Source organism: Opitutaceae bacterium, assembly GCA_041395105.1.
GTDB lineage: Bacteria > Verrucomicrobiota > Verrucomicrobiia > Opitutales > Opitutaceae > B12-G4.
Genome location: JAWLBB010000001.1, coordinates 900,987 through 916,028, shown reverse-complemented (window position 1 = coordinate 916,028; position 15,042 = coordinate 900,987). Strand labels below are relative to the sequence as shown.

At 62.6% G+C, this 15,042-nt stretch carries 14 protein-coding genes; 5 read left to right on the top strand and 9 right to left on the bottom strand.

Annotated features, from left to right (window positions below; all coding sequences use genetic code 11):
* Positions 1-193: 193 nt before the first annotated feature.
* Together R3F07_03590 and asnS are read left to right on the top strand one after the other, a co-directional pair.
* Positions 194-1,000, top strand: coding sequence for a fumarylacetoacetate hydrolase family protein (locus tag R3F07_03590; GenBank protein MEZ5275448.1), 807 nt, complete (start codon positions 194-196; stop codon positions 998-1,000).
* Positions 997-2,382, top strand: coding sequence for an asparagine--tRNA ligase (gene asnS / locus R3F07_03585; GenBank protein MEZ5275447.1), 1,386 nt, complete (start codon positions 997-999; stop codon positions 2,380-2,382). Before R3F07_03590 ends, asnS begins: the two co-directional genes overlap by 4 nt.
* Before the next feature lie 224 nt (positions 2,383-2,606).
* On the opposite strand, the gene R3F07_03580 is transcribed toward asnS, so the two are convergent.
* Genes R3F07_03580 through R3F07_03570 form a run of 3 tightly spaced genes read right to left on the bottom strand, consistent with a single transcriptional unit; the run spans position 2,607 to position 5,415 of the window.
* A complete protein-coding gene (locus tag R3F07_03580; GenBank protein ID MEZ5275446.1) occupies positions 2,607-3,218 on the bottom strand; it encodes an LUD domain-containing protein in 612 nt (203 codons plus the stop codon).
* Entirely contained in the window at positions 3,218-4,615 is a 1,398-nt protein-coding gene (locus tag R3F07_03575) for a lactate utilization protein B (protein ID MEZ5275445.1), read from the bottom strand. The genes R3F07_03580 and R3F07_03575 overlap by 1 nt, the downstream gene beginning before the upstream one ends.
* Positions 4,612-5,415 (bottom strand): (Fe-S)-binding protein, encoded by an 804-nt coding sequence (locus tag R3F07_03570; protein MEZ5275444.1) that lies wholly within the window; start codon positions 5,413-5,415, stop codon positions 4,612-4,614. The genes R3F07_03575 and R3F07_03570 overlap by 4 nt, the downstream gene beginning before the upstream one ends.
* A gap of 356 nt (positions 5,416-5,771) precedes the next feature.
* On the opposite strand from R3F07_03570, the gene R3F07_03565 reads away from it, so the two are divergent.
* Positions 5,772-7,184 carry an FGGY family carbohydrate kinase gene (locus R3F07_03565; GenBank protein ID MEZ5275443.1) on the top strand — a complete coding sequence of 471 codons (1,413 nt, stop codon included), beginning with the start codon at positions 5,772-5,774 and terminating at the stop codon, positions 7,182-7,184.
* Positions 7,185-7,227: 43 nt separating this feature from the next.
* On the opposite strand, the gene R3F07_03560 is transcribed toward R3F07_03565, so the two are convergent.
* From R3F07_03560 to R3F07_03550, 3 genes are all read right to left on the bottom strand, one after another.
* Positions 7,228-7,845: a CDP-alcohol phosphatidyltransferase family protein gene (locus tag R3F07_03560; GenBank protein ID MEZ5275442.1), complete on the bottom strand. Its 618-nt coding sequence runs from the start codon at positions 7,843-7,845 to the stop codon at positions 7,228-7,230.
* A 529-nt stretch (positions 7,846-8,374) separates the two neighbouring features.
* Entirely contained in the window at positions 8,375-10,189 is a 1,815-nt protein-coding gene (locus R3F07_03555) for a histidine kinase (GenBank protein MEZ5275441.1), read from the bottom strand.
* Positions 10,190-10,192: 3 nt separating this feature from the next.
* Complete coding sequence (locus R3F07_03550) at positions 10,193-10,918, bottom strand: LytTR family DNA-binding domain-containing protein (protein MEZ5275440.1); 726 nt, start codon at positions 10,916-10,918, stop codon at positions 10,193-10,195.
* A gap of 179 nt (positions 10,919-11,097) precedes the next feature.
* Here R3F07_03550 and R3F07_03545 point away from each other — a divergent pair, with 179 nt between their 5' ends.
* Both R3F07_03545 and R3F07_03540 read left to right on the top strand, forming a co-directional pair.
* Positions 11,098-11,370: a hypothetical protein gene (locus R3F07_03545; GenBank protein MEZ5275439.1), complete on the top strand. Its 273-nt coding sequence runs from the start codon at positions 11,098-11,100 to the stop codon at positions 11,368-11,370.
* Positions 11,361-11,591, top strand: a complete 231-nt coding sequence (locus tag R3F07_03540) for a hypothetical protein (GenBank protein MEZ5275438.1) — start codon at positions 11,361-11,363, stop codon at positions 11,589-11,591. The genes R3F07_03545 and R3F07_03540 overlap by 10 nt, the downstream gene beginning before the upstream one ends.
* A 199-nt stretch (positions 11,592-11,790) precedes the next feature.
* Here the strand turns inward: R3F07_03540 and R3F07_03535 are convergent, their stop codons facing one another.
* From R3F07_03535 to R3F07_03525, 3 genes are all read right to left on the bottom strand, one after another.
* Complete coding sequence (locus R3F07_03535) at positions 11,791-12,651, bottom strand: sugar phosphate isomerase/epimerase family protein (protein MEZ5275437.1); 861 nt, start codon at positions 12,649-12,651, stop codon at positions 11,791-11,793.
* Positions 12,652-12,804: 153 nt separating this feature from the next.
* Positions 12,805-13,710: a 2-dehydropantoate 2-reductase gene (locus R3F07_03530; protein MEZ5275436.1), complete on the bottom strand. Its 906-nt coding sequence runs from the start codon at positions 13,708-13,710 to the stop codon at positions 12,805-12,807.
* 396 nt (positions 13,711-14,106) lie between these two features.
* Positions 14,107-15,033 carry a lactate/malate dehydrogenase family protein gene (locus R3F07_03525; GenBank protein ID MEZ5275435.1) on the bottom strand — a complete coding sequence of 309 codons (927 nt, stop codon included), beginning with the start codon at positions 15,031-15,033 and terminating at the stop codon, positions 14,107-14,109.
* Between the last annotated feature and the right edge of the window lie 9 nt (positions 15,034-15,042).

Here is a 15,042-nt window from a genome sequence, read left to right as displayed (position 1 = left end):
AGTCTCTTGCCGCGAATCCACGTTGAAACGCCCCAAGAGACTGGGGCGGCTACACCTGACAACTGAACGAGCAAGAACCGAACGTTCGGAGCCTGGGAATCGGCTTATCGAAATGTCATTCCGGCCTGACCCCTTTGCTTCCGCCTGCAAACACGGCTTGCGGGTACCGGGAAACCCCATCTAATGGGCGGTCATGAAGATCACTCGCTACCGCGATGCCTCCGGCTCCATTGGCTACGGATCTGTCCAGCCGGACGGAACCGTTCTTGCCCTCAAGGGCGACCCCTTCGGTGGGCTGACCCCGACGGACACGGTGGTCACCGGGGCCAAGACCCTCGCGCCGATCGAACCGACCAATATCTACGGAATCGGGCTCAACTACAAGAAGCACGCCGAAGAAGGCGGTCGGGGGGTGCCCGAGCGTCCGATGGTCTTCATGAAAGGGACAAATACCCTGCAGCACCCCGGCGACCCGATCGTCCTCCCCACGGTTCAGGCCAGCACCCAGGTCGACTATGAATGTGAGATCGCGGTGGTCATTGGCAAGGCCGCCAAGAACGTGAAGAAGGCGGATGCCCTCGACTATGTCCTCGGCTACACCTGCGCCAACGATGTGAGCGCCCGGGACTGGCAGTTCAAGTTCGGCGGCGGTCAATTCTGCCAGGCCAAAGGCTTCGACACCTTCTGTCCGATGGGCCCGGTCCTCGTCACCCCCGACGAATTGACCCAGCCAAACAATCTCAAGATCCGCTCGATTCTCAACGGCGAAGTCATGCAGGACTGGACCACCGCCGACATGGTCTTCGACATCCCGACCCTGATTGAATTCCTGAGCGGCAGCAAGACCCTCACCCCGGGAACGGTCATCCTGACCGGGACGCCCCACGGGGTCGGGTTCGCCCGCAAGCCTCCGGTCTGGCTGAAGAAAGGGGACACCATTGCGATTGAAATCGAAGGAATCGGCACGCTGACCAATCCGGTGGTGAACGAGGAGGCATGAAGCACCTGACCGTCAAGGCGGCCCTCAATGCCGGGGGCCCGGTCGAGGGCGTGGTCATCCGCGGCTGGGTGCGGACCCGGCGTGACTCGAAGACTTTCTCCTTTCTCGAGGTCAATGACGGCTCCTGTCTGAAGGGCCTGCAGATCGTGGCCGACGCCAGCATACCCGGCTACGAGAAGGTTCCGGAGATGACGACGGGATCCTCGGTCGAGGTCACGGGCAACCTGGTCGCCTCACAGGGCAAAGGACAGTCCTGGGAACTCGCCGCCGCCAGCCTGACCCTGATCGGGACGGCCGACGCCGCCTACCCCCTCCAGAAGAAAGGGCATTCCCCGGAATTCCTCCGCGAGATCGCCCACCTGCGCCCGCGAACGAACCTCTTCGGGGCGGTCTTCCGGGTGCGCAACCGGCTGGCCTGTGCCGTCCACAATTTCTTCCAGGAACGCGGATTCATCTACGTCCACACGCCGATCATCACGGGAAGCGACTGCGAGGGCGCCGGAGAGCTCTTCCGGGTCTCCACCCTCGATCCGTCCAACCCGCCGAAGACCAAGGAAGGCGCCATCAACTACCACGAGGACTTTTTCGCGCGCCCGACCTACCTGACAGTGAGCGGACAGCTCGAGGCGGAGGTCTTCGCCTGCGCCCTTTCCAATGTCTACACCTTCGGCCCGACCTTTCGTGCGGAAAATTCCAATACATCCCGTCACGCCAGCGAATTCTGGATGATCGAACCGGAGATGGCCTTCTGCAACCTCGAAGGCAACATGGATCTGGCCGAGACCTTCGTGAAGTATCTGATCCGCGATATCCGCGGGAACTGTGCGGAGGACCTGGAATTCTTCGGGAAGTTCGTGGACAAGGAGCTGCTCACCCGGCTCGACTTCGTGCTCGAGCGGCCCTTCGTGCGTCTCAGCTACACCGAGGCGGTAGGGATCCTCGTCGGCTCGGGCAAGGCCTTCCACTACCCCGTCGAATACGGGACCAATCTTCAATCAGAACACGAACGCTACCTGACGGAGGAGCACTTCAAGAGCCCGGTCACCCTTTACAACTACCCGAAGGAGATCAAGCCGTTCTACATGCGGCTGAACGACGACGACAAGACGGTCACCGCGATGGATGTCCTCGTCCCGGGGATCGGTGAAATAGTCGGCGGAAGCCAGCGCGAGGAGCGTCTCGAAATCCTGCAGGCGAACATGGCGCGGCACGGTTTGAGCGAGGCGGACTACGGCTGGTACCTGGACCTGCGCCGTTACGGGACCGTGCCGCACAGCGGGTTCGGCCTCGGATTCGAGCGCATGCTGATGTTCGTGACCGGTGTATCCAATATCCGGGACGTCATCCCGTTTGCCCGCACGCCGGGGAACGCGGCGTTCTGAAGGCCGGGTGAGAATGCTTCGGGAAGTGTAGCAACGGCGCTATGCCGCCTTCCAGGTCCCAGGGACAAATCGGATTTCCCAAGGCTTCGGGGCACGCCGCCACAGCGGCGTGGCTACAATTCGCGACACAAATACTGATCTCCAATCTCCGTCCCTACCCGGGTTGCGTGACGACGGGACACGGCAAGGGACTGCCGTGGCCACAACTCAGAGAACCCCGTGACTCAGTCGATGAGCAGGCAGACCTGTTCTCCGGGGCCGTGGACGCCCTCGATGAGGATCCCTTCGACATCGGCGGTCTTGGAGGGGCCGGTCACCCAGATGATGTTGGGATCATTTCCGAAATGGGTGATGGCGGTCGGGATATCGCGCCAGAGATCCGCCCGGCGCAGCACGGCGACATGGACCCAGGGGGCCAGGGCGGCCAGGCGGCTCCAGGTGGTGGCATCATCGAGAACGAGACTGCCGGACTCGGCGATGGCTCCGCGGGCCCGGGAGATGCCAAAGGTGAATTCGTCGATCCGGTGGCGATCGAAGGCCGTCTCAATCACCAGTTTCTCGGGCAGACCAATGCGCAGGAGGTCGAACAGATCCGGGTCACAACACCCTTTCAGGTACTGGGATTCGACGAGCCAGGCTCCGAGGTCGCTAACGGACTCGAAAGTCCGGCCATGAACCGCGGTGAACATGGATTTGAATCGTTCCCATGGCGACGGTCCATCCTGAGGATAGGTCAGAGTCATGGCCGGATCGTAGTCCGGATAGGCCGCCCGCTCCGGGAGCGGGGCCAGCGCGTCCCTGACCCGTCCGAGGACTCTTTCACGTTGTTCGGACATCAGCGATCCCCTCCTTTCGCGTCACGTTCCTTCATCCACTGGCGGAACCGCCCTCCCCGCCATTCCGGCAGATCCTTTTTCCCCTGCCAGGCCTGGAAGGCCGGAACCGGAATCATTGACCTGGGGATATAGTTGATGATCGCGCCGGCGGTGAGGGCGGACTTCCAGGCGAAGGGTCGGCTGGCCATGACGGCCCACCCGCCCATAGGGGGAACGCCCGGGCTGGGAATACCCTCGACCTTGGCCCGGTCCCGCAGTCGCAGGAGGAGATCCGGAATCGGAATGTCGACCGGGCAGACCTCGTTGCAGGCGCCGCAGAGGCTGGAGGCCTTGGGCAGGTCGGCACGGTCACTGAACTTGTCGGAGAGAAGCGGTGACAATACGGCGCCGACCGGACCCGGATAGACGCTGCGGTAGGCGTGACCGCTGGCCTGGCGGTAGACGGGGCAGACATTGAGGCAGGCGCCGCAGCGGATACAGCGGAGGATCTCCCGGCAATTCGAGGCGAGCACCTCTGAGCGTCGGTTGTCGAGGAGGATGACGTGCATTTCCTCGGGTCCTTCACGGGTTCCGGCCGCCCGGGGTCCCGCGATGAACTCGGTGTAGACGGTCAGCCGTTGACCGGTGGCGGAACGGCCGAGAAGATTGAGGAAGAGGCTGAGATCACGTTCCCGCGGGATGATCTTCTCGATCCCGATCATGGCAATATGGATACGGGTCGGGGCCAGGCAGAAACGCGAATTGCCCTCATTGGTCACGAGGACGATCCGGCCGGATTCCGCCACCAGGAAATTGGCCCCGGTCAGGCCGACATCGGCGTCGAGGTACTTCTGCCTGAGATGATTCCGGGCGCGTGCCGTGATCACTTCCGGATCATCATTGTAGGCGCCGAGCCCCTCGCGCTCGAAACTGGCGGCAATCTGCCGCCGGTTCTTGTGGATGATCGGCTTGACGATGTGGCTGGGGTGATCGCCGTCGATCTGAACGATGAATTCGCCGAGATCGGTTTCCAGGCAATCGATCCCGTTTTCCGCAAGAAACGCGCCGAGTTCGGTTTCCTCGCTGACCATGCTCTTCGACTTGACCAGCCGGGTGAGGCCCCTTTCCCGCATGATGGAAAGGACCGCCTGGTTGGCCGCTTCGCCGTCCGCGGCCCAATGGACGGTGACTCCGTTCTTCTGCAACTGCGCTTCCGCCGCGGGAAGGTAGCTGTCGAGATTCTCGAGGGTGTGTTGCTTGACCGCGCCCGCCATCCGCCGCAGTTGATCGGGATCGGGGTAATCGGCCCAGAGCACATCGCGGCGCTTGTCCGTTCCGGCCGCGCTGTTGTCATGAACAGCCGTCCGTACCTCGGGGTCGAGGCGGGAGGAATAGGTATCGATCAATTGCTTTTTCATCGGGCGAGCCCTCCGACCGGAGACGGGACCTCCAGCCAATTGCCGTCGACGTCGACAATCGCCGCCTTCAGGATCTGGACCGCATGGAGCATGGCCAGGGGTTTTTCCTTGCGGGAGGAAAGACCGGAGAGGTGCATGAGGCAGCCGAGATCGGGTGAGACCAGCACATCGGGTCGGGCGGCCAGGACATGATCGAGTTTCAATTCGCCCATGCCCTCGGAAACATTGGGAAAGGAGACCGAGAAGGTCCCGCCGAAGCCGCAGCATTGCTCACCTTCACCGAAGGGAACCAGCTCCAGCCCGTTGATCGATTCGAGCAATTGGATGGTCGCGGGACCACTTTGGGTCCCGCGGGTATGGCAGGAACGGTGGAAGGCCACCCGCTTGGCGTAGGTGCCGGGCCATTCCCGGATCCCGAGGCCGTTGACGATGAAATCGAACAACTCCCAGGACCGGCCCGCGAGGTCCGCGATGACTTCGCGATCGGGTTCGTGCTCGAAGGCGAGACCGGCTCCGTGGAGCAGCATGGCCGCGCACGAACCGGAAGGAATGACCACCGGCAGGTCCCCCGCAAACACCCTGGCGGCATGGCGGACGACAGTCCGGGAGGATTTCCAATCTCCGCCGTTGAAGGCGGGTTGGCCACAACAGGTCTGTCCTTCGGGGAAGACGACTTCGCAGCCGAGATGCTCGAGGATTTCGACGGCCGCGCGGGCGGCCTCATCGTAGAACGCATCGCAGAGACAGGTGGCCATGAAAGCGACCCGTTTTCCGACCGGACGCGATGGAGGAACATGCATGCCTCCAGACAATCGGGATGGCCGGATCGGGCAACCCGATTCAGTCGGATTTCAGCAGGAATGCCGATTAGGTTTGGCGGCACGCCGCGGGCGCCGGCCCTGCGAGCGGGTCCTAAGGGATTGTCGAGTTGTCGGGGCGTGCCTTGTGCGCGCCCTTCCGAAGCCCTGATTGAGGGATGGATGCTCCGGAGGAATGGTGATGGTTGAGCTTGGGCGGCACGGCGCGAGCGCCGGCCCTACGAGCGGGTTCTCTGGCGGAGGTTATGAATAAACGCGTTCTGGTCTTGCCTCTGCAGGCCGGGGATTCTCACATCGGGAAGGGGCCGATTTCCCGGCATTTCCCAATCGCATTGACCATGGCAACCTATCAAGTCGCAGCCGTTGATCTCGGCGCCACCAGTGGCCGGGTGATCCTCGGCACCTACAACCGCAATGGCCTCAAGCTCGAGGAGGTTCACCGTTTCCCCAACCGATTCGACGAGTTGGGGGGGCATCACTACTGGAATCTTCCCGGATTGATGACGGAAGTGGTGACCGGGCTGAAGGAGGCCAAACGCCGCGCGCCCAAGCTCGCCTCGATCGGAGTCGATGTCTGGGGATGTGACACCGTCCTGGTCGACGGGAAAGGGCGACTGGTCTTCCCCCCGCACGCCTACCGCGACACCCGGACGGAAACGCTCTACAAGCAACTCGCCCGGAAGGGGCTGACCGAAGTCTACGGGTGGACGGGCATTCCCAATCTTTCCTACAATACGAGCCTGCAGCTGCAGGAACTGATTCAGCGCTTCCCCGACTTGGCGGACATGGCCGACCGTTGTCTCTGGCTGCCGGATTATTTCAATTTCCTGCTCTCCGGGAAAATGGAGAACGAAATCTCCGTGGCCAGCACGTCGCAGTTGCTCGACGTGCGCAGTCGCGAGATGTCCCGATCGGCCCTCAATTTCTTCCGGATACCCCCCACCTGGTTTTCCGAGCCCAAGCTGTCTCCGGCCCGACTGGGCCGGGTCAAGGGCATCCCGGAATTGAAGGATGTCGAGGTGATCATGGTGCCCGGTCACGACACCGCCTGTGCCTATGATGCCATGCCTGCGGCCGAGGAAGGCACCGATTTCTTCATCAGCAGCGGCACCTGGTCGCTGATGGGATTCGAGTCGGACAAGCCGGTGCTGGGTCTGCAGGCGCAAAAAGACATCGTCTGCAATGAACGCCTCGGCGACGGGCGCTACCGCCCGCTCAAGACAATCCCCGGGCTCTGGCTGCTCGAGCAGATTCTTCCCGCCTTCACCGTCCGGCCGAAATCCAATGCCGAATGGAACCGGCTGATCAAAGCGGCGGCCGCCTCTCCGGCCCCTGAGCACCTGATCGACCTCAGGGATCGCGCTCTTTTCAATCCCTCATCGATGAAGGATGCGATCGACCGGCAATTGAAGCGCCGGAAAGTGAGTCCGCCGACCGATCTGGCCGGCTATACCCGATTGATCTGCGAGTCGTTGGGCAAGGGTCACGCCAACGCGGTCCGGAGCTTCGAGTTGATGACCGGGAAAGAATTCGAGCGGATCCTGATCGTGGGCGGCGGCTCAAAGAACCGCCTCCTCTGCCAGACCACGGCCAATCATTCGGGTCTGCCGGTCGTCTCATTCGCCCTTGAGGGCACGGCCACTGGGAATATCGCCAATCAATTGATCGGGCTTGGTGCGGTTCGGGATCTGAAGCAGTTCCGGGCCGGGTTGAACCGACAATTGAAAAAGAAGGTATTCAGGCCGGAGTAATCCCGGTGGGCGGAGGACCGTGGACGGCTGACCGGGACGTCGGTCAGTCGCGACCGTGCAGACGCACCTGGACTTCCTCGGTGGGGCGCGAGGCTTTCCGCCGCCAGACGGCGTGCCAGAGTGTGAATACATTCGGCTCCCAGTGGGGAAGGATCAGGGTCATGACAATCTGTTCGGCACCCGAAATAAGCGCGGCAACGAGGGCCACGCGAAAGGGCCATTGAGGGCCGCCGAAGAACCAGAGGATCATCGACCCGGCCATGAGAACCGCCGTCAGCTTGCCACCGAAGGAATGGTAAGCGGTGAGCCGGCCATACTTGAGGTAACCGAAGCTGTAAGCGATGGTGTAGACGACGAAGCCGGCGATGAGCAGATCGAGGTGGGTGACAATGAACTGAGGCCAGAGGATGCAGGAGCCAAAGAAGAGGGCGAGATAGGTGGCCATATCGCCCCAGGCATCCAGCTTCGCCCCCAGTTCTGTCCGCTGGTTGAAGAGACGGGCGAGAACACCGTCGAGCAGATCGCTGAGGACAGCCACGGTGAAGGCGGCGCGAAAGAGCCCGGCCTGCTGTTGCCACGCGATCAGGATCATGACCGGCGCAAGGATCAACCGCCCCAGACTGATCAGATTGGGCAAGGTCACCACCGTTCGGGAATCCATGGGGAGAGGTTCAGGGTTTTTCGGGCGTCAGTCTGGCGGAGACGGGGAGGCCTTTGCCGGACGCTTTTTGGCCAAGACTATGCATTCGATCAGGTCGATCTGAGGCAATCTGTTGAGCCCACCGGACTTGCGTCATTCGCTCGAAATACCATCGGGTATTCCTCGGAATTCCTCAGCCCGTTGCATCCCATCATCCTGCCTCATCTCTCAACTTCCGACTCCATGGTCGCGGCTAAGCGGCAGGATGATCGCCCCTGCCCTCCAAAGCAAGCGGGTTCCGCCGCAGAAAGCGGCGGAACCCAGGTTCTGACTTCGATCCGGGAAGGACGGGGGGAGGGAGGGAATCCCGCCCGGAGCCAGTTGGAGGGAGCGACCCGAGCGGGGAGATTCACGCGGGTCACTCACGCCAGCGCCTGGAGACCAGGTCACGACGCATCCTCCGCTCGATACTTTAGCTTACCCGGAGGTCTTCGGGTGGGTTATGTTATGAACGGTCAGGCCGTCCCTGTCAGCGGCGACGGAAGGTGGGTCATTGGTCGTCGGTCGTGATCAAGGGGAAGCGGGCCTCCGCCCGGACCCGTTCGCCATCGATCTCCTCAAGCGAGATGGATGCCTCTTCACCGAAGAGAATGGCCAATCGGTCCCGTGCGTTGCGCAGTCCCACCCGGGTGGAACGGGAAGCGCGGGCCAGCCGCCCGGGGTTGGTTACGGTGACTATCAGGCTCTTGCCCTCCGACCAGATCCGCAGTCGGATGACACCGCTCTCTCCCTGTGCTTCAACCCCGTGTTTGACCGCGTTTTCGACCAGAGTCTGGATAAGCATCGGGGGCACCCGGGCTTCATCGAGTCCATCGGCAACGTCCACTTCGACCGAGAGGCGCTCCTCAAAACGCATCGCTTCGAGAGCCAGGTAATCGGTGACCACGGACATTTCCTCCTTGAGGGGAATGACCCGGCGTTTGCCGACCTCCAGGGCGACCCGCAGGATGGAGGACAGACGGGTGACCGCGACCCGCGCCTGTTCGGGATCGAGCCGAACGAGGGCCCGGACCGAGTTCAGGCTGTTGAAGAGAAAATGCGGATTGATCTGTGATCGCAGAGTCGCGAGCTCAGCCTCCTTCTGGAGCGAGTCGAGCAGGGACTCTTCCGCCCGCAGAGCCGGCCGGATAAAGGTCCGGGCGACCAGAAAGAATCCTCCGATGAGGAACACTCCGACACCTCCGACCATCCCGATGAGGGCGAACCGCTGACCCGAAAGGAAATCGCTGAGATCACGATCCCTGACCGCATAGGCCACGGTCCACGGCACACCGGGAACTCCCTCGAGCAGGACCCGGAAAGTCGAATTGCGGAGCAGGAGAGCCGGGGTGGAGGCTTCGGCATCCGCGGGAAGGTGCGGCCCGATCAGGCGCCGGAGGCCTGCGATTTCGGTCGGGCTCAGTTCCGTCTCCCTCGCATCGGCAAGAACCAGACCGGAGTTGGTGACGAGGACGAGGACGCCGGCCGGACCCGGCAGAGGATCCACGAATTCCTCAAGCCGCTCAAGCGTCACATCGGCTCCGACCACCCCGACCATCTCTCCGGAAAGAAGCACCGGTTCCACCCGACTGACCATCATCCCGTGCCCGGCCCGGTCCTCGTAAGGCTGAGTCCAGAATGGCCGGGGTGAGGACGACGCGGATACCTCCAGGTCACCGTAGGGTTCCCAGGCGAAGGCGAGCGCCGACGCCAGATCCCGGGTCGTTGAGGATCGCAGGAATTCCTCCGCGGGAACATAGGGGAAAATTCCGAGCAGATCCTTTCCTGAGGAGAAAAAATAGCTCAAGAGGACGGCGTCGAGCTCGCGATGGACCGCCCGCTGATAGCCCTGCAGGAACACGGCCAGACCCGAGACCAACCTTTGCCGTTCATCCCACTCGGACGCGGGATGGGCCGCGATCAGATTGCCTCCGGGCTCGCCATCCTGCCGCCAATGGGCATCGGGCAGTTCGAATCCGGATCCGCCGGGCACCGGCCGCAGCAATGATCCCGGGTCGGTCGCCGCCACCAGCCGCCACCCTCCGGAGAGATAGCCATTGGCCTGATCCGTGAACTGCCGGACATACGACTCGATGGATCCGGTGGCGGCCGCCAGACGCGCGACGCGTTCGTCGAACTGCGCCTGGAGAGCCTCGAGAGCCCGATCGCGTTGCGCTTCATGAATCCGGAACGCCACGGCCATCAATCCGACAAGGAAGAGGGCGATGGCTGCCAGCATGAGCCGCCCATAGAGGCGGACCAGACGGCGCGGCGGGGTCGCTTCCAGGTCACCCGTTCCCGGCCCCGAGGGATGATGATCACCCATGTTTCAGAGGCTCATGGTATCCCGGAAGAGCTTGGCCTTCCGGCGGGAAAGATCGACCTGTTCCCCACCCTTCAGCGTCACCCGGTAGCTGCCGCTGAACCAGGGCTCGATCTTGTCGATCCACTTCAGATTGATGATCTGGCTGCGATTCGCCCGGAAGAAAACGGCGGGATCCAGCCGCCCCTCAAGAACATTGAGGGAACGCAGAAGAAGGGGCTTCTCCTGCTCGAAGACAATCCGGGTGTAATTGCCCTCCGATTCGAGCAGGCGCAGTTCGGCCACCTCGACAAACCAGCAACGGTCGCCGTCGCGCACGAAGACCTTGTCGGTCGGCCCGAGACGGCCCTCCGCCCGCCCGACCCCGTGCCCCGGTGAACCGATGCCGTCCTCAAGACGCGCGATCGACTCGGCCAGGCGGTCCGGGTCGATCGGTTTGAGCAGGTAATCGATGGCGTTGACGGCAAAGGCGTCGACGGCGTGCTCGGCAAAGGCGGTGGTGAAGACCACCTTGGGCACGGGAGGAGGCAACCGCTCAAGAAGCTCGAACCCGTCCGCTCCCGGCATGTGAATATCAAGAAAGAGAAGGTCCGGGCTGAGGGCCTCGATCGCGGTGACGGCTTCATCCACGCCGGCGGCTTCGCCGACGACCGTGATGCCGGGATGGGCTCCAAGCATGCCCTTGAGTTCCGCGCGGGCCAGACGTTCATCGTCAACGATAAGGGCATTCATGACGGGGTGAGGTTGGTTCAACTCCTTTTGGACTGCAAGCCGTTGATCCCGGTCGGATGACCATTCTTCCCGCGCGATCATCCGCCCAACCCCTTTCCCAAGCGCGCCACCGGATTCGTGGTATTCTAGTGTGGTGTCCGACAACCCTCCACATCTGATGAATAGCCCTTGCTTGAGCCATGAAATTCAGAATCAAAACACTCAGCCGCCTGCCGCTCCTTCGGAAACGGCAGACCACCCTCATCCACTTTGCTGATCCCGTTTACGAGATCCGCAGTTCGCGTCCGCTTCCGACCCATCCAACTTCCACCCGGCCGGTGATTGAGTTCCCGGTTTCCAGCATGAGTTGGGTGGAAAACCGCAAACGCAAGCGGCATTCCCTGCTTGAGGTTCCCGGTCACCAGATCGTGACGATGCCAAAGGGCAACCCGGAGGATGCATCATGCCGATGAACTCGCTCCACCGGGACCCCAAGACCCTCAAGAGACTTTCGGAAGACACGCTGCTTCCGTGCCCCTTCTGCGGAACCCTGCCCGATTTCAGGGAGTGGGCGTCCGAGCATTGGACCGTCGAGGTCACCTGCATGAACAAGCTGTGTTCGGTTCGTCCGCACACCAGCCTGTGTCATAATCGCGAAGACGCCCGCGACATCTGGAATCACAGGGTTCCGTAGGTTCAGAGATGGTTGGTTCAAGCAAGCACGCGTCCCGATCAAACGGGACGCGTGTCTGAACCGGCCCAGTGCAACCACATTTGTTCTTTCCGCCCGGGTGTAGCCACTTCGCTGTGTCGAAGTGTAGCAGTTTACGGGAACACCGGCGCAGCGGCGTTGCGACATCCTCATCAGCGGACGGCGCACGAAAGTCCCCCTCCTAAAACCCGGCGACCTTCCAGATCGCCCGCATGGAGTCTCCCGCCGCCGCGACCCGGGCGCGGTCGTCGGCCATGGTCGCCAGATTTGCGTCAAACGGTTCAGGAACCACCGGTCCATCGTAACCTATCCTGACCAATGCCTCGAGGAAGGAACCGATCGGGATCACGCCGGTCGCCCCGGGCAGACACCGGCGGTTGTCGATCTGTTGGTCGAGGGGGATCCCTTCCGGAGCGTCGTTGACATGGACATAAACCACGTCCGATGCGGAGAGCTTCAGGATCGAATCGATCGTCTCCCCCGCGGTGAACCAATGCCAGGAATCGAGGAGCAACCCGGTCAGCGGCCCCACCAGCCGGCACAGACGCAGCATCTCTTCCGCAGTATGGATGAATGCATGGCGGTGTCCTTCGCGGATGGTCCGCGGGCCCAGGTACTCCAGCCCGAATCGGCAACCATGATCCGCAAGGATCGCCGCGATCGGGTTGAGCCGCTCCACGTGGAAAGCGAGGTTCTCATCGAACGCGCATTCGTCTGAAAAGGACAGCACCCAGGTGGAGCATCGGTCGGACCCGAGCGCCGCCGCCCGCTTTGCCCAAGCCGGAAGATTCTTCAGGCCTTCCTTCCAGACGGCTTCATCGCGTCTCCATTCGACCGGAAGCCCCCATCCCGCCGGCCGAAGCCGGTTGCTCTCGAGGATGCGCCGGATGGATGCATCATCGGTTTCCGCTCCCAGCGAAGTGACCGGAATCTCCAGTCCGGCAAAACCACCGGCGGCGGCCAGCGAGGCCGCACCGGCAAAGTCGGACGGCGACAGGGAGACGGCTCCCGGGCTCAGGGCGGAATAGAATAGGGGGTTCATGACAAACCGCACTCTGAACCGGTCGGACAGGGAAATCAATCGTTACGAAAACCGATATGGATGCGCGGCCGGGGACTGGGTTCGACAGGCTTACCACGGATGCCGCGGCCACACCCAACGCCCGTTTCCGGCAGTGCCCCGGGGCAACCTCACTCAGCCCCCGCGGTCGGCAATGGCTTGTCGGATGGCCTGATACAGACGGCGCAAACGGGGCATGGAGACGCCCGCCGCCTCGGCCTGCCGCAGGGGCTCGCCCCAGATGGCTTCCAGTTCGACCTCCCGCCCGGCCAGGAAATCCACCAGGCTGGAGGGTTGGTAGGCGCCCATTGGACCGGTCAACTCAATCTGCCGGTCGAGAAAGGACGCCGGGATCTCGTGCCCGAAAGCGGTCGACGCCCGGGCCACTTCCGCCATGAGGAGGCGGACCTCCGCAACAAGGGACGGATCGGAGAGTATCCGATCTGTGGGGACACCGCCCGCTGTGATGGTCAGACCGTTGAAGGGGATATTCCAGACCAGCTTCCGCCAACGGACCGCCGGTATGTCATCGGAGAGGTGGATGCGGACACCGGCCTCCCGGAAGATGCGGGCCACTTCCTCGACCCGCCCGTCGACGTGCCCGTCGAAAGCCCCGAGCGTGATGTACCCCTCGATGGCATTCTCGATCAGACCCGGGGCTGTCCGGTTCAGGCAGACGAAGCAGAGGCCGGCCAGGACTCTTTCCCGTCCAAAGTGCTCCGCGAGAAAGGCATCGCCCCCCAGGCCATTCTGCAGGGTCAGGAGAACGGTGTCCGGGCCGATCAGAGGAGGCAGGAGAGTCGGCAGAAGGGAATTGGAGGTCGCCTTGAGCGCGATGATGACCAGGTTGCACGTCCCCATCTCGCGGGTCGAGGCATAGGCCTCGACCTCGGGCAGGTCAAAGGCGCCATCGGCCGCCCGGATACGAAAACCGTGTTGACGGACGGATTCCAGATCGCTCCGCAGAAGAAAGGCGACCCGGTTTCCGACCCGTTGGAGGCGGGCGCCGTAATAGGCGCCGACCGCTCCCGCCCCGACCACTCCGATTCTCTGAAAGGAGACCGACACACCCGCAATACGGCGTGCGGGCCGGGTCGCGGCAAGTCAGAAGTCGACAGACTCTACCGAAGAAGGCGTCGACATCCGGCTTCACATGGCTGCGCCGGCACAGGGAGTGACCCATCCACCTGCCGAATCCAGATCACTGCAGCTGCAACCGTCGCGCTCGGCCACGACCACGACCAGAGGCTGTTATGCACTTTGGATTCATGGTCGCTTTAGCAAGTCATGGCTGGTCTGGTGTAGCCACTTCGCTGTGTCGAAGTGTTCCCTTGCCTCGAGAACGCCGACACAGCGGCGTTGCTACATTTCTTGGCATCTGACGCCTTGGCAGGCTGTTCCTACAGGGTCATCCAGGCTGAAAGTGCACAACAGCCTCTATCCCGAGACCTTGGTCCAGGTGGCCTGGAGCGAGCGTGCGGAATTCTGGAGAGCCTGGAGTTCCTTCGGCCAGAGTTCGATCTCGACCTGCTGAAGGACGCCCCGGCGGCCCACCACGGTCGGCACGCTCAAGGCGACATTGCGCAGGCCGAAGGTTCCCTGTTGAAGCGAGGAGACCGGCAGGAGCTGGCGACGGTCGAGGGCGACGCTGTGCACCACCTCCGCGATGGTCAGGCCGACCGCCCAGCCCGCTCCGCCCTTGCGGCGGATGACTTCGGCACCACTTCCCTTGGTCCGGTCGAAAATCTTCGCCTGGAACGGTGCGCCGAATCCCTTGAGCTTGCCCATCGACATGCCGTTGACCGTGGCCGATGACCAGATGGGAACCATGGAATCGCCGTGCTCGCCCAGGATGAGGGCCTTGACCTGGGTCGGCGCCTGTTTGAGTTCCTCCGCGATGAGCGACCGAAAGCGGGCCGTATCGAGCATGGTGCCCAGACCGATGACCTGGCTCCAGGGCAGTCCCAGTTTCTGGACGGCCAGCTGGGTCAGGATGTCCACCGGGTTGGAAACGACGAAGATGACGGCGTCGGAGCGTGTCCCCGCCGACTTGATGCTCTCGAGGATCTGCAGGAAGAGCGAGACGTTGCGGTTGATCAGGTCGAGGCGCGATTCGTCCGGCTTGCGCCGGAGCCCGGCCGTGATGACAAACATGTCCGAATCCGCCGCGCGGGCATAGTCGCCCGCATAGATCCGTTGATCGGCGATGACGGACGTGCCATGGAGCAGGTCGAGAGCCTCGCCCTCGGCCATCTCGACATTGGCGTCAAGTATCTGAATTTCCGGTACAATACCGGCGCATTGCAGGGCAAAGGCGGCATTGGATCCGACGCGGCCTCCGCCGCCAACGATGGTGACTTTCATGGGATCGGG